At 68.1% G+C, this 18,253-nt stretch carries 18 protein-coding genes and 1 pseudogene; 10 read left to right on the top strand and 9 right to left on the bottom strand.

The window, feature by feature from the left end; all coding sequences use genetic code 11:
* Positions 1 to 30 precede the first annotated feature (30 nt).
* Positions 31 to 489: a TY-Chap domain-containing protein gene (locus BKA16_RS02325; protein WP_183369077.1), complete on the top strand. Its 459-nt coding sequence runs from the start codon at positions 31 to 33 to the stop codon at positions 487 to 489.
* Here the strand turns inward: BKA16_RS02325 and BKA16_RS02320 are convergent.
* Entirely contained in the window at positions 476 to 1,054 is a 579-nt protein-coding gene (locus tag BKA16_RS02320; protein ID WP_183369075.1) for a DUF2812 domain-containing protein, read from the bottom strand. The two genes, BKA16_RS02325 and BKA16_RS02320, sit on opposite strands and share 14 nt — an antisense overlap.
* A gap of 137 nt (positions 1,055 to 1,191) precedes the next feature.
* Positions 1,192 to 2,583 carry a DUF6777 domain-containing protein gene (locus tag BKA16_RS02315; RefSeq protein WP_183369073.1) on the bottom strand — a complete coding sequence of 464 codons (1,392 nt, stop codon included), beginning with the start codon at positions 2,581 to 2,583 and terminating at the stop codon, positions 1,192 to 1,194.
* Positions 2,584 to 2,897: 314 nt separating this feature from the next.
* On the opposite strand from BKA16_RS02315, the gene BKA16_RS02310 reads away from it, so the two are divergent.
* The 6 genes and pseudogenes from BKA16_RS02310 to BKA16_RS24130 all read left to right on the top strand — a co-directional run bounded on the left by BKA16_RS02310 (position 2,898) and on the right by BKA16_RS24130 (position 8,495).
* Positions 2,898 to 4,079, top strand: a complete 1,182-nt coding sequence (locus tag BKA16_RS02310; RefSeq protein ID WP_183369071.1) for an N-acetylglucosamine-6-phosphate deacetylase — start codon at positions 2,898 to 2,900, stop codon at positions 4,077 to 4,079.
* A 66-nt stretch (positions 4,080 to 4,145) separates the two neighbouring features.
* Positions 4,146 to 4,928 (top strand): Rho termination factor N-terminal domain-containing protein, encoded by a 783-nt coding sequence (locus BKA16_RS02305; protein WP_183369069.1) that lies wholly within the window; start codon positions 4,146 to 4,148, stop codon positions 4,926 to 4,928.
* Between the two features lie 75 nt (positions 4,929 to 5,003).
* The gene (locus BKA16_RS02300) at positions 5,004 to 6,092 is read left to right on the top strand and encodes an S-(hydroxymethyl)mycothiol dehydrogenase (protein ID WP_183369067.1); all 1,089 of its coding nucleotides are present in this window, start codon (positions 5,004 to 5,006) and stop codon (positions 6,090 to 6,092) included.
* The gene (locus BKA16_RS02295) at positions 6,089 to 6,715 is read left to right on the top strand and encodes an MBL fold metallo-hydrolase (RefSeq protein ID WP_183369065.1); all 627 of its coding nucleotides are present in this window, start codon (positions 6,089 to 6,091) and stop codon (positions 6,713 to 6,715) included. The genes BKA16_RS02300 and BKA16_RS02295 overlap by 4 nt, the downstream gene beginning before the upstream one ends.
* Before the next feature lie 111 nt (positions 6,716 to 6,826).
* A pseudogene (locus tag BKA16_RS24135) lies at positions 6,827 to 7,390 on the top strand (SulP family inorganic anion transporter); the annotation flags it as partial.
* Positions 7,391 to 7,466: 76 nt separating this feature from the next.
* Positions 7,467 to 8,495: a SulP family inorganic anion transporter gene (locus tag BKA16_RS24130; protein WP_343067249.1), complete on the top strand. Its 1,029-nt coding sequence runs from the start codon at positions 7,467 to 7,469 to the stop codon at positions 8,493 to 8,495.
* Between the two features lie 2 nt (positions 8,496 to 8,497).
* Here BKA16_RS24130 and BKA16_RS02285 read toward each other — a convergent pair whose 3' ends face one another.
* Entirely contained in the window at positions 8,498 to 8,890 is a 393-nt protein-coding gene (locus BKA16_RS02285) for a YccF domain-containing protein (RefSeq protein ID WP_183369063.1), read from the bottom strand.
* Between the two features lie 95 nt (positions 8,891 to 8,985).
* Here BKA16_RS02285 and BKA16_RS02280 point away from each other — a divergent pair, with 95 nt between their 5' ends.
* The 3 genes from BKA16_RS02280 to BKA16_RS02270 are packed head-to-tail and all read left to right on the top strand — an operon-like array spanning position 8,986 to position 11,139.
* Entirely contained in the window at positions 8,986 to 9,624 is a 639-nt protein-coding gene (locus BKA16_RS02280) for a GntR family transcriptional regulator (RefSeq protein ID WP_183369061.1), read from the top strand.
* A complete protein-coding gene (locus BKA16_RS02275; RefSeq protein ID WP_183369059.1) occupies positions 9,621 to 10,862 on the top strand; it encodes an MFS transporter in 1,242 nt (413 codons plus the stop codon). The genes BKA16_RS02280 and BKA16_RS02275 overlap by 4 nt, the downstream gene beginning before the upstream one ends.
* A 28-nt stretch (positions 10,863 to 10,890) precedes the next feature.
* Positions 10,891 to 11,139, top strand: a complete 249-nt coding sequence (locus tag BKA16_RS02270) for a hypothetical protein (protein ID WP_183369057.1) — start codon at positions 10,891 to 10,893, stop codon at positions 11,137 to 11,139.
* Between the two features lie 54 nt (positions 11,140 to 11,193).
* Here BKA16_RS02270 and BKA16_RS02265 read toward each other — a convergent pair whose 3' ends face one another.
* From BKA16_RS02265 to BKA16_RS02240, 6 genes are all read right to left on the bottom strand, one after another.
* Positions 11,194 to 11,577, bottom strand: a complete 384-nt coding sequence (locus BKA16_RS02265) for a DoxX family protein (protein ID WP_183369055.1) — start codon at positions 11,575 to 11,577, stop codon at positions 11,194 to 11,196.
* A 74-nt stretch (positions 11,578 to 11,651) separates the two neighbouring features.
* Complete coding sequence (locus tag BKA16_RS02260; protein ID WP_183369053.1) at positions 11,652 to 13,100, bottom strand: catalase; 1,449 nt, start codon at positions 13,098 to 13,100, stop codon at positions 11,652 to 11,654.
* 152 nt (positions 13,101 to 13,252) lie between these two features.
* Complete coding sequence (locus BKA16_RS02255) at positions 13,253 to 14,758, bottom strand: fatty acyl-CoA synthetase (RefSeq protein WP_343067248.1); 1,506 nt, start codon at positions 14,756 to 14,758, stop codon at positions 13,253 to 13,255.
* A 159-nt stretch (positions 14,759 to 14,917) separates the two neighbouring features.
* On the bottom strand, positions 14,918 to 15,697 hold the full coding sequence (locus BKA16_RS02250) for an enoyl-CoA hydratase (RefSeq protein WP_183369049.1): 780 nt from the start codon (positions 15,695 to 15,697) through the stop codon (positions 14,918 to 14,920).
* Between the two features lie 17 nt (positions 15,698 to 15,714).
* Positions 15,715 to 16,773 (bottom strand): 3-hydroxyisobutyryl-CoA hydrolase, encoded by a 1,059-nt coding sequence (locus tag BKA16_RS02245; RefSeq protein WP_183369047.1) that lies wholly within the window; start codon positions 16,771 to 16,773, stop codon positions 15,715 to 15,717.
* 328 nt (positions 16,774 to 17,101) lie between these two features.
* On the bottom strand, positions 17,102 to 18,121 hold the full coding sequence (locus BKA16_RS02240) for an alpha/beta hydrolase (RefSeq protein ID WP_343067247.1): 1,020 nt from the start codon (positions 18,119 to 18,121) through the stop codon (positions 17,102 to 17,104).
* Positions 18,122 to 18,253: the final 132 nt, after the last annotated feature.

Raw genomic sequence — 18,253 nt, 5'->3', positions numbered from 1 at the left:
GACCTGGTGTCCCTGACGCGGAGGTGTGTTGTGACCGATTCGATCATCAAGCACGTCAACGGATTCGACGAGTCCTCGTTCGACGCCGAACTCGACTCTCGGTGGCGGGACTTCCGGATACGGCTCGCGGATCTCCTCGCCGACCTGATGCTCGGGCTTCCGTTCGCCGTACACGAGACCGTGTCGCCGAGCGGCGCCGAGCCTCCGCAGGTCACCGCGATCATCACCGACGACGGCCGTCTGCGGACAGTCATCGAGATCGCCTCACTCGCCGCGGCATCGACCGACCGCGCATCGCGCGTGGCGCTGCTGCGCGGACAGGGCTGGCTGGTGCACGGAGACGACACGCTGATTCTCGACTTCGACGAGAGGCACGTCGACGCGGCGGCCGTCGCCGTCGAGTACGCATTCCGCCAGGTGTGGGACGTACCGGATCCGGCCTATCTCGCCGGGGCGTCCCCGGCGGGAACGCAGCCTAGTTCGCGCTGACCAGATCACGCCGATCGGCGGCGGTGGCACCGCCTGCCGCCGAGCGCCGTGACAACCCGAGGACGAGCGAGGCGATGCCCGCTCCGAGACCGATCGCACCCAGTGCGACGGCGGGGATCCAGAAGTCGTGCGGCGACGCGAAGTCGGTGAGACCCGCGACCAGGCCGAGCGCTACCGCGGCGATCAGGGCGATCGCCGCGATCACAGCGAGGCCCGCGCCGACGAGTGCCGCGCGGCGCCCCAGATCTTCGCCGATGAACCCGGGAGGACGCTCGCCCGCGTATGCGCGCCGCCAGACGTGGACGTTCGAGATGGAGCCGACGCGATCCCATCCGGCCTTCTCGCGCGCTGAGAAGTACAGCTCGGGAATCGGGCGGTCGCGGCGCTCGAGCGCGTAGCGGTATCGGGCGGGTTCGCCCTTGTCGAACGTCATGCGCAGTGGACTCGCGGCGTCGATCCGGTTGAGGATCTCGCCGGCGGCCGCCTTGCGCTCCAGCCACAGCTCGAGGTCGTCGGGTGACGGGTGGCGGACGGGGACCAGCCACGAGGTGACGGTGGTGCTCATCTGTGCCTCCGAAGGGTAAACGGAACAGTGTTCACCATCGAGCCTCACCGCGCGCGAACGCCCCGGTCAAGGTATTTGAGACTGACATCACGAGACGTCTCAAACACCTCGTCGCCGGGGCGTGTCGCCGGAGCGCCCTACTCCGCCTCGGCCGACGGCGAGTCCGTGGTCTCCGGAGTCCCCGATGCGGTCTCGGCCGCCGTCGTGTCCGGAGCCGTCGTCTCCGGAGCCGTCTCATCGGTCGTCTCGGGAGCCGTGGTCGTCTCCTGAGTGGTCTCCGGCACCAGCGTCTGCCACGACGCGCTGGTCACCGTCAGCGTCTGGCCGGCGACCGTGGACACCGTCCACACGCGGTCCGCCGACGCGGCCACGATCTGCGTGACCGCGGACTCCATCAGGTCGGCGGCCGCGAACTCGCGTGCGCCGCCGTCGTCGCAGGTGGCGACGACCTGCGACGACGAGAACGTCGGCGGCAGTGTGCACGTGACGTCGTGGCCGTCGTCGGAGAACGTCAGCGAACCGATCGCGTCACCGGTGGACGACCCGAAGTCGGTGGGTGTCGGCGCGGCCGACGACTCGCTCGCCTCCGTCGACTCGGACGAGGCACTCGCCGTGCTCGACGGATCGACAGCGGACTGCTGTTCGCCCGCCTGCTCCTCCACGGCGGGCACTCCGTTGTTGTCGCGGGCGGCGGACAGCACCGCGGGCGCTGCTTCGGGGCTGCCGTCCCGCAGGCCGTTCTCGGCGGCCGCGTCGCCGGTGAACGACGGCGCGACGTTGCTCGTGAACGGATCGGGCAGGTGCTGGTCGGCGGGAGCCGGGCCGAGATTCTCGAGGAGGTCGCCGACGCGCAGCGCCTCGATCATGTCGGTGACGATGTTGCGGACTTGGAGTTCGGTGAGTCCGGCGGGGGTCGACGGGACGACCGTCGTGTTATTCGTCGTGTTGTTCACCGTGTATGACACGCGCTGGACATTCGTGGTCCGGTAGGTGGGCCACGGGTGTCCGACCACCCGGTAGCCGCCGACCGGGGCCGCGGCGGGCGGCAGCAGCGGGTTGCCGCACGTGCACACGGCGCGCGGAACGCCCGCGGCGTCGACGTAGACGGCGGTGCCCGCCTGCAGCACGGACTGGAACGGACTCGCGACACCGCTGCGATAGGCGTGGTTGGTGACCCACGTGTCGGCGGTCAGGACCACCGGCGTCAAGGTGTTCAGATACCAGGGGATGTCGATGCGACGGATGCCGAACACACTGGCCCAGGCGTTGCCCGCGGCGGGATCGTTGACGAGTGAATTGCCCAGTGCCGCGGTGTCGCACGCCGCAGAGCCGGTGGTCCCGTACAAGCCCGGTTCGGTGCCGCTGACGGCACGGACGCCCAGTTCGCTTCCGCCGCGTCGCGCGGAGTCGGACGAGACCTGCCGGTTCGTGAGCTGCACCGGCCGAGTGAACGGATCCGGTCCCGGATCGTCGGACGATCGCAGCGCGAGGGCCGGGATCAGCGGTTCGCCCTTGGCCGATCTGTACATCGCGTATCCGCCGACGCCGACGGCGACGACCAGAACGGCGTCGACTCTTCTGTCGGGCGGCGTGGAAGGCCGCTGTGGCGGCGTCCGGACCGTATCCGAACGGGGGCTGCGGATTGCCTGATGGGTAGGTCATGGGTCTCTTCCTCGCCGAGCGTGCCTGTATGCAGAGGTACAACGATTGATCGTCGGCCAGAGTCGTTATGCATCGTTCCGGCCGGGAAATACATCGAACGGAGTAACACCGGTCGACTGTGCCGCGCCCCGGCGGTCGATACGCTCGGACGCGAGGAGTCCGACGGCGGCGGGAGCTGGGAATGATCATTGCGGCGGACGCCGTCGTCGGCGACGGGGTCGTGCACCGTCCCGGATGGGTGTCGGAGACCGACGGGACGATCGACGGGGTCGGTGCCGGCCGTCCGCCGACCGCACCCGATCAGGAGGCGCCCGGCGGGATCGTCGTACCCGGATTCGTCGACACGCACGTCCACGGTGGCGGGGGAGCCTCGTACACCGACGGCGACGCCGCGCAGGTCGCCGCGGCCGCGGCATTCCATCGGTCTCACGGAACGACGACGACCGTCACGAGCACGGTCAGCGCGTCCCGCGGCGAGTTGGCGGACATCGTGCGACGACTGACGCCGTTCGTCCGCTCCGGCGCCAGTGCTGGAATCCATCTGGAGGGGCCGTGGATCGCACACGCTCGCTGCGGTGCGCACGCACCCGACCGGCTCCGTGATCCGGACCCGGAGGAGATCGACGATCTCCTCGAGATCGCGGACGGCGCCATCGCCATGGTGACGCTCGCCCCGGAACTCCCGGGGGCTCTCGCCGCCGTCGAGAGGTTCGTCGCCGCCGGCGTGCGGGTGGCTGTCGGGCACACCGATGCGACGTACGACCAGACCCGCGAAGCGATCGCGCGGGGTGCGAGTGTGGCAACTCACCTGTTCAACGCGATGGCTCCGCTGCGCCACCGCGAACCCGGGCCGATCCTCGCGCTGACCGAGGATCCGCGGGTGACCGTCGAGCTGATCGGCGACGGCGTCCACCTGCATCCGGCGCTCGTCGCCGACGTGCAGCGGACCCTCGGGAAGCGACGGGTGTCCCTGGTGACCGATGCGATGGTCGCCGCGGGAATGGCCGACGGAGACTACATGCTCGGCTCGCTCGATGTCCGGGTCCGCGACGGAGTCGCGCGTCTGACCAGTACCGATGCCATAGCCGGCAGTACGGCCACGATGGATGCGCTCTTCGCGCGCACGGTGCGGGGGCTGCTGTCCGGACCCGGCGCCGCCACCGTCGACGATGCGCTCCTCGCCGCGTCGGCCATGTGCTCGACGACGCCGGCCCGTGTCCTGGGGCGCGACGACATCGGGCTCATCGCAGTGGGACGTCGCGCCGATCTCGTGGTTCTCGATGAAGAACTGCAGGTGGACCATGTGACCGCAATTCACGCCAACACCGCGTCGGGTGCCCCGATCCGCGGCTCGTCGTCGTAGGGTGTTGGGCGAGCCTGCACGGAAACCGCCGGTGGGCGACACGACATCTTCGGAGGGACCTGCCGAATGACTGCCAAGAAGACTCTGATCAAACGCCTTGAAGAGGAGATCAAGCGCCTCTCGAACGAAGTCGTGGCGCTTCGCGATCTCCTCATCGCCTACTCGCCGCTGGCCAAGAAGGACGAGCCGGGCGCCGAGATCGTCGCGGCCGTGACGAAGTCGGAGACCAAGAAGCTGCCGGCGAAGAAGGCTCCCGCGGAGAAGGCGCCGGAGAAGAAGGCCGCCAAGACTGCGGCCAAGGCCGAACCGAAGAAGGCCGAACCGAAGGCCGCCGAGAATCCGGCACCGACGAAGAAGACCGCGCCGGCCAAGCCTGCGGCCGCCGAGAAGGCGCCGACCAAGGCCGCGGCAGCGAAGAAGGCGACCTCGGCCAAGCCTGCGTCGGTGAAGAAGGCCGCTCCGGCGAAGAAGGCGACTCCCGCCAAACCGGCTGCGGCTAAGCCGACCCCCGCCAAGCCCGCTGAAGCCGCATCGGCCAAGGCCGATGCGGCCAAGACTGATGCTCCCAAGGCTGCGACACCGAAGCCGGCGACTGCCAAGACTGCGACTGCCAAGCCGGCGGCAGCCAAGCCGGCGGCAGCCAAGACTGCAGCAGCCAAGCCGACGGCAGCCAAGACTGCGACTGCCAAGACTGCCACTGCCAAGACCACGGCGGCCAAGACCGGCGCGGCGAAACCCGCAGGCACCGGTAACAAGACCGTCGTACAGCTCAAGGCGGAGGCCAAGGCCAAGGGCGTCAAGGGCTATTCGACGATGAGCAAGGCGCAGCTGCTCGAGGCGCTGAAGTAGTTCCGAAGCCGGTTCGATGCACGTGACCTAACATCGTCAGGGACAGACATGCATCGAACTGAATAGGAGCCCGGAGTGTCCGAGGTGGTCAAGGGAGTCATCTCCCGAACCAAGAACGCGCCGACCGAACTCGTCGACATCGTGATCCCCGATCCGGGGGCGCACGACGTCGTCGTGAAAGTGCAGACCTGCGGTGTCTGCCACACCGACCTCGCGTACGCGACCGGTGGAATCAACGACGAGTACCCGTTCCTGCTGGGCCATGAGGCGGCCGGTGTCGTCGAGTCCGTGGGCGAGGCCGTCTCGCATGTCCAGGTCGGCGATTTCGTCGTGCTGAACTGGCGTGCGGTGTGCGGTGAGTGCCGTGCGTGCCGTAAGGGCAAGCCGCACCTGTGTTTCGACACCCACAACGCGAGCGTTCCGATGACGTTGACCGACGGCACCGAGCTGACGCCGGCGTTGGGCATCGGCGCGTTCGCCGACAAGACACTGGTCCACGAGGGACAGTGCACCAAGGTCGATCCGTCCGCAGACCCGGCCGTGGCGTGTCTGCTGGGCTGCGGGGTGATGGCCGGTCTGGGTGCGGCGATGAACACCGGTCAGGTCTCGCGCGGCGACTCGGTCGCCGTGATCGGCTGCGGTGGTGTGGGCGATGCGGCCATCGCGGGCGCCGAGCTCGCGGGTGCGACGACGATCATCGCGATCGACCGGGACGCCGGAAAGTTCGAGTGGGCCACCGAACTCGGCGCCACCCATACGATCGACGCGTCGAAGACCGACGATGTCGCCGAGGCGGTGCGGGAGTTGACCGGCGGCAACGGCGCCGACGTCGTCGTCGAGGCCGTGGGCCGTCCGGAGACGTACAAGACGGCGTTCTACGCGCGTGATCTGGCTGGAACGGTGGTCCTGGTGGGTGTGCCGACGCCGGAGATGCGTCTGGAGATGCCGTTGGTCGACTTCTTCTCCCACGGCGGTGCGTTGAAGTCGTCGTGGTACGGCGACTGCCTGCCCGAGCGTGACTTCCCGATGCTGGTGGATCTGTATCTGCAGGGGCGGTTGCCGTTGGAGAAGTTCGTGACCGAGCGGATCGGCATCGACGGCATCGACGAGGCGTTCACGTCCATGGAGGCGGGCAAGGTCCTGCGTTCGGTGGTGGTCCTGTGACGCTGCGGATCGATCGCGTCGTGACCTCGGGTACGTTCTCGCTCGACGGCGGTACCTGGGACGTCGACAACAACGTCTGGGTGGTCGGCGACGACACGGAGGCCGTGATCATCGATGCGGCGCACGACGCCGCCCCGATTCTCGCCGCGGTCGGCGACCGGAGAGTCGTGGCGATCGTGTTGACGCACGCGCACAACGATCACATCGGCGTCGCACCCGAATTGGCCGAGGCCACCGGCGCTCCGATGCTGGTGCACGCGGCCGACGAGATGCTGTGGGAGCAGACCCATCCCGGTGTACCGCACGGCGAGCTCGTCGACGGTCAGGTGATCGAGGTCGGCGACGACGAGCTCCAGGTGATCAACACGCCCGGCCATTCACCGGGGTCGTGCGTGATCTGGGCGCCGTCGGCCAAGGTCCTGTTCTCCGGCGACACCCTGTTCCAGGGCGGTCCGGGGGCGACGGGCCGCTCGTTCTCGAGTTTCGACGACATCATCGCCTCGATCCGCGATCGGATCCTGGTGCTCGACGACGACACGCGCGTGTGCACCGGTCACGGCGACGAGACGACTGTCGGCGCCGAGGCGGGCGACCTCGACGAGTGGATTCGCCGAGGCCACTAGAAGTCCTCTCTTCCCGCCCGCCGGTCGAGCGGAGTCGAGACCACCGCCCCGCGCACCCGTCCGGTGCGCGGGGCATCGTCGTCTCCGAGCCTCGCGGGGATAGTCTCGTGTATGCCTTTCAGCAGGTCACTGCTCATTCCGGAGTCGCTGCGCGGTTACCGTCCCCGATGGCTGCGCGCCGATGTGCTCGCGGGAGTCTCGCTCGCGGCCGTCGCGATTCCCGAGGCGATGGGGTACAGCTCCATCGCACAGGTCCCGCTCGGTGCGGGTCTGTACTCACTGATCGTCCCGGTGCTGGTGTTCGCGGTGATCGGTGCGTCCCGGCTGATGGTCGTCGGCGCCGATTCGGCGACGGCGGCGCTGCTGGCGTCGGGCATCGCCGGTCTCGGGGTCGCCGGACTGCGCCCGGATTCTGCGCAGTGGCTGGCGTGGGCGGGGTTGATCGCACTGGTCACCGGGGTGATGCTGTTGATCGCCTGGGTGTGCAGGCTCGGTTTTCTCGGCGACTTCCTGTCGACCGCGGTGCTCACCGGGTTCCTCGCCGGCATCGGGCTTCTCGTCGTCACCGAGCAGATCCCGGGAATCCTCGGTCTCGAGACCGACCGCGGACGGCACGTCGTCGGGAAGTGGATCGACATCCTGACCGGTCTCGGCCGCATCTCCTGGCCGTCCGTCGTGTTCGGGGTGATCACCGTCGTCGCGATGTTCGGCGTCAAGAAGTTCCGGCCGCAGCGGCGGCATCGCCGTCGTGATGATCGCCCACCCGGAATCGGTCAAGACCATCGGACACGTCGACACCGGGCTTCCGCAGGTCCGTTTCCCGGCGATGAGCGACGTCTGGTCGGTGGCTCCGCAGATCCTGACCGTCTCCTTCGGCTGCGTGCTGGTGATCCTGGCGCAGAGCGCGGCGACGGCGCGCAGCTTCGCGCAGAGCCACGGCGACCACGTCGATGTGAACAGGGACATCCTCGGGCTCGCCGGATCGAATGTGGCGGCCGCGTTCACCGGCACGTTCGTCGTCAACTCCAGCCCGACCAAGACGGCGGTCCTCGACCAGCAGAAGGGGCGCTCGCAGCTGGCGAACGTGACGATGGCCGTCACGACGCTGCTCGTCGTGGCCTTCGCGACACCGCTGCTGGAGCACCTGCCGGAGGCGGTGCTCGCGGGCATCGTCTTCGTCGTCGGTGTGGAGCTGGTCCACGCGCGGGCGTTCGTGAGCATCTGGCGGATCCGACCGATCGAGTGCGCCGTCGCGGTCTCGACGACGCTCATGGTGGTGTTCTTCGGAGTGTTGACCGGCATCGTCGCCGCGATGGTCCTGTCGCTGCTGCAGATGATCCACCGGCAGTATCGGCCCAAACGGTTCGTGATCGGCCTCGACGACGATGGGCGGCGTGCCTACGAGAAGGCCTCGCCGGGCCGCCAGACCATGCCCGGGCTCATCGTCTTCCGGTACGACGCCGACCTGTTCTACGCGAATGTCGGCCGTTTCGCCGACGATGTGACCGCGCTGGTGAAAGGTGCGCCGGATCCGGTGAAATGGCTGGTCTTGGACGTGTCCGCGACATCGGACGTCGACTACTCGGCGGCTCGTTCGATGCACAGCCTGATCGGGTTCGTCCACTCGATCGGTGCGCACTTCGTGCTCGCCGGCGTCACTCCCGAACTGAAGAAGTCCCTGGAGACCGCGAAGATCATCGCCGACATCTCACCCGACAGCTTCTACCCGGGCGTGGGCAGCGCGATCAAGGCGTTCACGAAGGCGCATCCGGCGAGTTGAGCTCAGTACGCCTGCCGCACCGCATCCACCGGGACGATGTCGACGCCGAGCGGCATCAGCGAGATCGGCACCATCTTGAAGCTGGCGATGCCCAGCGGAATGCCGATGATCGTGATGCACATGGCGATGCCGGTCGTGATGTGGCCGATCGCGAGCCAGATGCCCGCGAAGACGATCCAGATGACGTTGCCGACGAGTGACGCCGTACCGGCGTCCGGCTTCGAGACGGTGGTCCGACCGAACGGCCACAACGCGTAGGCGGCGATGCGGAACGACGCGATGCCGAACGGGATCGTGACGATCAGGATGCAGCAGACGATGCCCGCGACGACGTATCCGATGGCCATCCAGAAGCCGCACAGCACCAGCCAGATCAGATTCAGCAAGAAGCGCATACCGTCGATCATCCACTATTCGTGTACATCCGACCAGGTGTGACGCGCATCCGGCATCTTGCATGCAACCTTGCACGCAAGGTAGCGTCGCAGTCATGCCAGCCACCTCCGACGTCGCCGCCGCACGTGCCTACGAGACCACGAAAGACCGCATCATCAGCGGTGATCTGCCCGGTGGGACTCTGCTCAGCGAGGTCGCGGTGAGCGGAGAGCTCGGGCTCAGCCGCACGCCCGTCCACGAGGCGTTCCTGCGTCTGTCGACGGAGCAACTCCTCGATCTGCAGCCCCGGCGGGGCGCCGTCGTCCGCCCGATGACTCCGTCGGAGGCCGAGGACGTGCTGACGATGCGACACGCGATCGAGGCGGCGGCGGCCGCGCAGGTGTTCGCCGCGGGTGGACCCGATCTGCGCATACGCGCCGAACTCGACGAGAACCTGGCGCGTCAGCGGAGGTTCGCCGGCGCCGAGGACGTCGACGGTTTCGTCGCCGCCGACGACCACTTCCACCTCCTGGTGGTGCGTGCGTCCGGGAACGCCATCGCCGAGCACTTCTACGACCAGCTTCGGGCACGTCAACAGCGTCTACGGAACCTGTTGCTGCGTATCGACCCGGCCAATCTCGGGTCGTCGCTCGTCGACCACGAAGAGTTGGCGGCGTGCCTGCGCGGCGGCGACGCCGACCGCTATTCGGTGCAGCTGCAGAGCCACTTCGACCGCTATCAGGGCGCGCTGTGACCGCCGGGACGACTCGGACCGCGGCGTCGACGAGCGGTGTGCGCCGTTCCCCGCGCGACTGGGTGCTCGTCTTCGGCGCCCTCTTCGTATGCGCGTGGGCGGGCAACCAGTTCAGTCCGCTCCTGGTCATGTACCAGGAGCAGGACCACTTCTCCGCGTCGACGGTCACCGCCTTCCTCGGGATCTACGTCCTCGGCCTCGTGCCGGCACTGGTGATCTCCGGTGCGGTCGCCGACCGTGTGGGACGTCGTCCGCCGATGATCGCGGCGGTGGTGGCGGCCCTGATCGGGAGCGTCCTGATCGCGATCGGCGGCCTCGGCCTCTGGGTGATCTTCCTGGGTCGCATGTTCTCCGGCATCGCCGTGGGCACCGCGACCGCCGTCGGTACGACGTGGCTCAAAGAACTCTCCCGCGAGCCGTTCGACCAGGACGCCGATGCGTCGTCCGGAGCGCGACGGGCATCGCTGGCCTTCACGCTCGGATCGGCGGTCGGCGCCCTCGTCGCGGGCTGCATCGCGCAGTGGGGGCCGTGGACACACGTCCTGCCGTTCCTTCTGCACCTGATCGTCGCGATACCGTTCCTGCTGCTGATCCTGCGCCCGACGGAGACCGCACCGGCGAGGACGCGACGCGATGCGGGGCGCGGTCGGCTCCTCGTCGCGTCCGCTCGCCACCGTCGCTTCGTGCGGATCGTGATGATCTGCTGCCCGTGGCTGTTCATCGCGTGCGGACTCTCGTACGGCTATCAGCCGGTCCTGCTGAAGGACGCGGCGGGCGGCCTCGGGCTCGCCTACGGCACCCTGCTCAGCGTCATCGCGCTCGGCACCGGTGCGGCCGTCCAACCGCTGGCCAAACGCATCGACTCGGTGTCCAGCGCTCGCGGACTGCTCGTGTCGCTCGGCACGCTCATCGTCGGGATCGTCGTGATGATCGTCGCGGTGACCGAGGAGGACCTCATCGTCGGCGTCGTCGCGAGCATCGTGTTCGGCGTCGGCTTCGGCATCGGCCTCACCTCGGGACTGATGGAAGTGCAGCGGATCGCGCCGCCGGACGAACTGGCCCGCCTCACCGGCGTCTTCTACGCGGTCGCCTACATCGGGTTCGCGATGCCGACCGTCCTTGCCGCCCTGACTCCACCGTTCACCACTCTGGAGCTCCTGCTCGCGCTGATCGTGTTCCTCGGAGTCTCCTTCGGCGCCATCGCCGTGGGTTCACGTAGACACCTACCGCTCAACTGACTCGCCGGTAGGCCCTATTCTGGCGGACATGAGCACGACGGGGCGACAAGCACTCTGGTCGATCGCTGCGACGATCGTACTGACCGTGCGTCTGGTCGCCACGATCATGACCGTCGGCACCGTCCTGATCTGGGTCGTCGCCGCGGTGCGCGACGACCTTCTCAACCCGTGGCTGTGGTGGGCCGTCGGATCGGCCGCGACCCTGCTCGTCAGCACATACCTCTACAGTCATCTACGGGTGCGCTACCCGAGCAGGAGCGAGCGCTGGGAGGAGTGATCGAGTGCGGTTGCAGTGCCGCGGGAGGTCACCGGGCGCGGTTCAGGTGTGCCGCTACTTCTTGCCCGCCGCGATGATCGTGACGAGACCGCCGGCCATCGCGAGGTTCTTCAAGAACTGGATCCGCTGCTGACCGCGCATCGCAGGGTCGTCGAAGTCCCAGAAGGCGTGACCGGCGAACGTCGTCGGCACCAGTGACGCGAGTACTCCCGCGGCCGCCCACCGCGGTGCGACGCCTGCGGAGATGAGTGCCCCGCCGAGGGCCTGGACCGCGCCGTTCGCACGGACGACGGTCTCGTTGTCGACCGGGAGCGGCAGCTTGTCGAGCAGCGGCGCGGCCGCGTCGACGCGCATTCCCGGAGCCGTGGCGGCGTCGTACCCGAGCTTGATGTACGGGACACCGGTCATCGCTCGACCGGCGGCGTGAAGCAGATTCATCGTCGTCCTCTCGTCACCGCCGTCCCGCCCGATGCGGGAGGGCGCACCGATCAAGTGTGCACCCTCCCTCTCGGTCAGCCCTCGCGGACCCGGCGTTCGATGTCCGCTCCGAGACCGGCGTCCACATTGCGCCAGTACTCGAACGCCCGCTGCAGAACGGGTTCGCTCACTCCGTCGAGAAGGTGACCGGCGACGTTGCCCGCCAACCGATCTCGCGCGGCGTCGTCGAGCACCTCGCGGACCAGCGTGCCCGCCTGACCCCAGTCGTCGTCCTCGGCGTGATCGACATACGCGCTGCGCACGATCTCCCCGTCGGCGGCCCACTGCGGTTCCGGCTGGCCGGGGTAGGTGGCGGCCGGGCCGCCCTTGGAGTTCGGCGCGTACACGGGGTCGCTCACCGGATCGATGCGCATCGCACCGTCCTTCGAGTAGCTGTGGACCTCGTTGTGCGGCCGGTTGACCGGGATCTGCTTGTAGTTGGCGCCCAACCGTGCGCGATGCGCGTCCGAGTATGCGAACACTCGACCGAGCAGCATGCGGTCCGGGCTGAAGCCGATGCCCGGGACCACGTTGCTCGGCTCGAACGCGGCCTGTTCGATCTGCGCGTGATTGTCGGTCGGGTTGGTGTGCAGCGTCATCCGGCCCACCTCGTGGAGCGGATAGTCGGCGTGCGGCCACACCTTGGTCAGATCGAACGGATTGAAGCGGTACGACGCCGCATCGTCGAACGGCATCAGCTGCACCTTGAGCGTCCAGCTCGGGTGATCACCGGCCGCGATCGCGTCGAACAGATCGCGCACGTGGTGGTCGCCGTCGGCGCCGGCGAGTCGGTCGGCCTCGTCCTGGGTGAGGAACTCGACGCCTTGATCGCTGATGAAGTGATACTTGACCCAGTGCTTGACACCGTCGGCGTTGACCCACAGGTAGGTGTGCGAGCTGTAGCCGTTCATGTGCCGCCAGGTGCGCGGGATGCCGCGGTCGCCCATCAGCCAGGTGACCTGGTGCGCGGTCTCGGGGGAGAGCGTCCAGAAGTCCCACTGCATGTCGTGATCGCGGAGGTTGTTGTCGGCGCGCCGCTTCTGCGACCGGATGAAGTGCTGGAACTTCATCGGGTCCTTGATGAAGAAGACCGGCGTGTTGTTGCCGACCATGTCGTACACGCCCTCGTCGGTGTAGAACTTGAGCGCGAATCCGCGCGGGTCGCGCCAGGTGTCGGGGCTGCCGCGCTCGCCGGCGACGGTGGAGAACCTGGCCACCATCTCGGTCTTGACGCCCGGCTGGAACAGCGATGCGCTGGTGTATCCGGTGACGTCGCCGGTGGTCTCGAAGGTGCCGAACGCACCGCTGCCCTTCGCGTGGGGCTGACGTTCGGGAATGCGTTCGCGGTTGAACTGCGCCATCTGCTCGATCAGATAGTGATCGTGCAGGACGATCGGGCCGCCGGCTCCGACGGTGAGCGAGTGTTCGTCGCTGCCCGCGGGTGCACCCGAATCGGTGGTCGTGTGGTTGCGCTCCTCGGTCATGCTCGTCCTCCTCGTGAGGTGACGGTTATGGGCTGTGGTGGGCGCGTCGCCGCGCCCACCACCGAGGCTATCGATCGGTCAGAGGATATTCCATGGATCGCACTTTTCACGCCGGAGCATGCGCCGCGACGACGTGACGGGCGGCCGCCGCGTCACACCTTCGCCCGCAGCTCCCTCTTCAACAGCTTTCCGCTCTGGTTGCGTGGCAGCTCGTCGACGAAGAGCACCGACTTGGGGACCTTGAACGGTGCGATCCGCTCCTTGACGAACGCGATCAGCTCCTCCTCGCCGACCGACTGCCCGTCCTTGAGGACGACGACGGCGGTGACGGCCTCGATCCACTTCTCGTCCGGTGTGCCGATCACGGCGACCTCGGCCACCGCGTCGTGCAGGTAGACCGCGTCCTCGACCTCACGCGACGCGACCAGCACGCCGCCGGTGTTGATGACGTCCTTGATGCGATCGACGACGGTCAGATAGCCCTCCTCGTCACTGGTCACGAGGTCGCCGGAATGGAACCAGCCGCCGGCGAACGCCTCCTCGGTGGCCTCGGGCTTGTTCCAGTAGCCGCTGCACAGCTGCGGCGACCGGTAGCAGACCTCGCCCTGCTCGCCGACCGGAACGTCGACGCCCTCGCCGTCCACGACGCGCGTCTCGACGAAAAACGCCGCCTTGCCGGCCGACGCCGGACGGTCGGCGTGCTCCTCGGGCCGCAGGATGCAGGCCAGCGGTCCGATCTCCGACTGGCCGAAGCAGTTGTAGAAGCCGATGTCCGGGTACCGCTCACGGAGCCGGTTCAGCACGGTGACCGGCATGATCGACGCCCCGTACTGTGCTTTCTTCAGGGAACTGAGGTCGTGCGAGTCGAGGTCGGGACTGTTCGCCAACGGCACCCACACGGTCGGCGCGAGGAACAGCGAACCGATGCGACGCTCTTGGACGAGCCGCAGGATCTCGCTCACGTCGGGCTTCTCGATCAGCGAGATCGTCGCACCGATCGAGAGGTACGGCAGCATGAACACGTGCATGCCCGCCGAGTGGTACAGCGGCATCGCGATCAGCGGTGCGTCGGTGGCGGCGAAGTCGAGTCCCACCAGGCACGACACGTACTCGTGGACGAGCGCCTGATGAGTCATCATCGCGCCCTTGGGCGCCGATGTGGTGCCCGAGGTGTAGAGCAGCTGCGCGAGGTCGGTGGCCGCGACGGTCGCCTCGACCGAGGGGACCGGCCCGTCGGACGCGGTGGCCAGGAGACTGTCGTCGGCGTCGCGCAGAGCGATCACCGGAAGCTCGCCGGCGACCTCGTCGAGCGTGGGACGCAGCGGCGGATCCACCAGGACGACCGACGCGCCCGAGTCCTCCAGGAGATAGCGCAGTTCGCCGGCCTTGAGAGCGAAGTTGATCGGCACGTGCACCAGGCCGGCGCGGATCGTCGCGAGGAAGCCGATCAGGTACGCGTCGGAGTTGACGCCGAAGGCGGCGATGCGGGCACCGGGTGCCACGTCGAGCGACAGCAGGCGAGCGGCCGCGCGCGTCACGGCGTCGTCGAGGTCGCGGTAGGTCCAGTCGCGGTCGGCGAACCGGAGGGCGATGGTGTTCGGGGTGCGCGACGCGGAGCGGCGCAGCAGGGAATCGATGGTGTTCACTCGGACGTCCACGTGATTCACGGTAGCGGTGCGGCCTTCGGGTTCGGAGTGGAATGGGAGTTCAGACGAGATCTGCTCTCTCATCGGTCACCGACGGCATATCGCCTGCGGTGCGCGATGGGAGAGCAGATCTCACCGGGAGGGTCGAGCGTCGATCAGTTCAACGTCGCATCAGCGGTGCTGGAAGTTCGGTTCGCGCTTCTCCACGAAGGCGGCCATGCCCTCGGTCTGATCGTCGGAGGCGAACGTGGAGTAGAACAGCGAGCGCTCGGTGCGGACGCCTTCGGTCAGCCCCGACTCGAAGGCGCGGTTGACGGCCTCCTTGGCGAGCGACGACGCGATCGCCGACTTGCCGGCGATCGTGGCGGCGACCTCCAGGGCGGTCGACAGCGTCTGGTCGGCGGGCACCACGCGCGAGACGAGGCCGAGGCGGTCGGCCTCGTCGGCCTTCATCTGGCGGCCGGTGAGGATCATGTCCATCGCCTTGGCCTTGCCGACGGCGCGGGTCAGCCGCTGCGATCCGCCGATGCCGGGAATGACGCCGAGGTTGATCTCGGGCTGACCGAACTTCGCGGAGTCGCCGGCGATGATGATGTCGCACAGCATCGCGAGCTCGCAGCCGCCGCCGAGCGCGAAGCCGTTCACCGCGGCGATCGTCGGCGTGTTCAGCGCGGCGAGCGCGTCCCAGTCGCCGAAGAAGCGCTCCGACTGCACGTCGGCGAAGCTCTTCGACGACATCTCCTTGATGTCGGCGCCCGCGGCGAACGCACGGTCGGAGCCGGTGATGACGATCGCGCCGATCTCGGGAGAGGCGTCGAAGCCCTTCGCGGCGCCGACGACCTCGGTCATCAGTTCGGTGTTGAGGGCGTTGAGCGCCTTCGGGCGGTTCAGCGTGATGACGCCGACGCGGCCCTGGGTCTCGACGGTGATCGTCGCGTACGTGTCAGACATTCTCGGGTCTCCTTGAGTCAGAACTTCAGCTCGAGATGAGCGGGCAGCGGGGCGAGGAACGAGTCCGCGTCGACCGGTCCGGTCTGCCATTGCGGGTTGCGATCCTTGTCGATGACCTGTGCGCGGATGCCCTCGGCGAGGTCGGGGTGCTGCAGGCAGCGCAGCGACGACCGGTACTCGCGCGTGAGCGACTCGCGCAACGAGCCGTCGTCCGCGGCGGCGCGCAGGGCGGCCAGTGCCGCGGCGAGTGCAGCGGGCGACTTGCCCTCGATGGTCTCGGCGGTCGTGAAACCGTCCGCGGTGCCCGCGGCGACGCAGTTCTCGAGGATCTCGGCGACGGTGTCCGCCGCGAACGCCTTGGCGATCCACTCGCGTCCGGCGGCGACGTCGGATTCCGGTGCGGTCTCGGAGAATTCGGCGAGCACCTCGTCGAGCGGGCGCTGGGTGAGCGCGTCGACGAAGGCGTCGAGCCGGTCCGAGGGAACGAAGTGGTCGGCCAGACCGAGAGCGATCACGTCGCCGCCGCGCAGATGCGTCGTGGTGAGCGCCGCGTAGGTGCCGAGCTCGTCCGGGACGCGCGAGAGCAGCCAGGTGCCGCCGACGTCGGGCACCAGGCCGATGCCGACCTCGGGCATCGCGAACCGGGTCTTGTCGGTGACGATGCGGTGGCTGGCGTGGCCGGAGACACCGACGCCGCCGCCCATCACGATGCCGTCCATGATCGCCACATAGGGCTTCGGGTAGTCGCCGATACGCGCGTTCATCACGTACTCGTCGCGCCAGAAGGCCGCCGACGCGGACGCCGCCGCGGCCTCGTCGCCCGCCCCCGAGAGCGCCTTCGCGTCGGTGTGGATGGCGACGATGTCGCCTCCGGCGCAGAGGCCGCGATCGCCCGCGCCGCGGACGATCACCAGATCGATCGCATCGTCGTCGGCCCAGGCGACGAGAGCTGCATCCATGAGCTTGCACATCTCGTGGTCGAGCGCGTTGATCGAGCGGGGTCGGTTCAGCGTGATGACGCCTGCGCGGCCGGTGACCGTCGTGATGACGGCGGGGGAATCGGTGGCCGATGCCATTGCCGGGTGTCCTCCTGTGGTCGGATGTCGGACCTCTAGTCTGTCGACACTCATGATGCGGACGAGTGTCGGGTCGGTCAACGGCCAAAGCCGCATGCGGTTCGTGCAGAACTGCATGCGTTCGCGGGGTGATGGCGACAGTCATGCAATGCGAGGCGGTGTTGAACAACGCGCGTCGAACGACGGCACGGGATCGCGCTGTGGTCCTCGGTACGCGACGCCCCGTCGCCGATCGTGCACGCCCTCGTGCCGGTCACGAGGAGTGTCGGAGACCATCAACGGACCGGTCCACGCCGTGATGAGACAGTGGGGAGAGGACCGTGGGTCGTCACCGCACCTGTCGCGCCAGGAAGTCCTTGGCCTCCCGCATCGCCGTGCGTGACTCCGGCGTGAAGTACGGGAACATCTGGAACACGTGGCCTTGCCCGGGCCATTCCTGGATCGTCGAGTTCCCGCCTGCGGCAAGGATGTTGGCGTGAATGCGGCGGGCGTCGCCCGCCATCACCTCGCGGGCGCCGCACTGGATGAGGGTGTCGGGCAGGTCCATGTCGGGCGTCAGGTCGATCGTCATGCGCGGGTGAGTCGCGTCGGCGTCGCCGGTGTACATGGTGAGGAGGCGTTTGGCGCCAGCGGCGTGGATGTGCGGGTCGCGGACACCGGTGCGCTCCAGGGCGACGGCGACGTCGAACAGCGGATCGTAGAGCGGGGAGAACAGGATCATCGCCGCGGGCTGCGGTACCCCGTCGGCGTGGTTCGCCGCGATCAGATCCTGCGCCAGGTGACCTCCCGCGGAGTCGCCCGCGACGATGATCTGGTCGCCGGAGAACCCCTGGTCCAGGAGCCAGCGATAGCCGCGGATCGCGTCGTCTCCGCCGGCGGGGAAGCGGTGTTCGGGGCCGAGTCGGTAGTCGAGGCTGAAGGCGCCGATGCCTTCGCGGCGCACCAGTCGGGCGACGAGTCCGCGGTGGGTGCGCGTCGAGCACACCAGGTAGCCGCTGCCGTGCAGGTAGTAGACGATGCTGCGGCCGCTCGCGGGGTTCGGGAGTCCGCCGCCGAACCGCGACCCCTCGTGCGTCCACTCGCCGCGCACCCGGCCGTCGCCGGATCGTGTTCGGACCGTCGTCGTCACCGTTCCACGTGGAACCGGACTGATGGCCGACAATGACGAGTTCAGTGCGGGTCGGATCAGCGGAACCACCGTCGGTCCGAGGAACGGCACACGTGCGGCGATCCCCATCATCGGACGCGTGGTGCGCCAGATGTATGCACCGCGTGCACGGGCGCGGGCGGATCCGCTGTCGCTCGCGCCGGAAGAGGTATATGTGTTACTCGCAGTAGCTCCGGTCACACCTGTGACGATACGGTGCAACCTGCTCGTTACGCGGCTGTTTCTGTGGGATGTCCAACCGATTTTGCCGACCTGTGCCCACCCGTGGCACAATTACGGCACCACGCTCGGCATCGACCGAGCACGCCAGCA

It is taken from the genome of Gordonia humi, from assembly GCF_014197435.1.
Taxonomy (GTDB): domain Bacteria; phylum Actinomycetota; class Actinomycetes; order Mycobacteriales; family Mycobacteriaceae; genus Gordonia; species Gordonia humi.
This window is presented reverse-complemented; position numbering and strand designations above follow the sequence as displayed.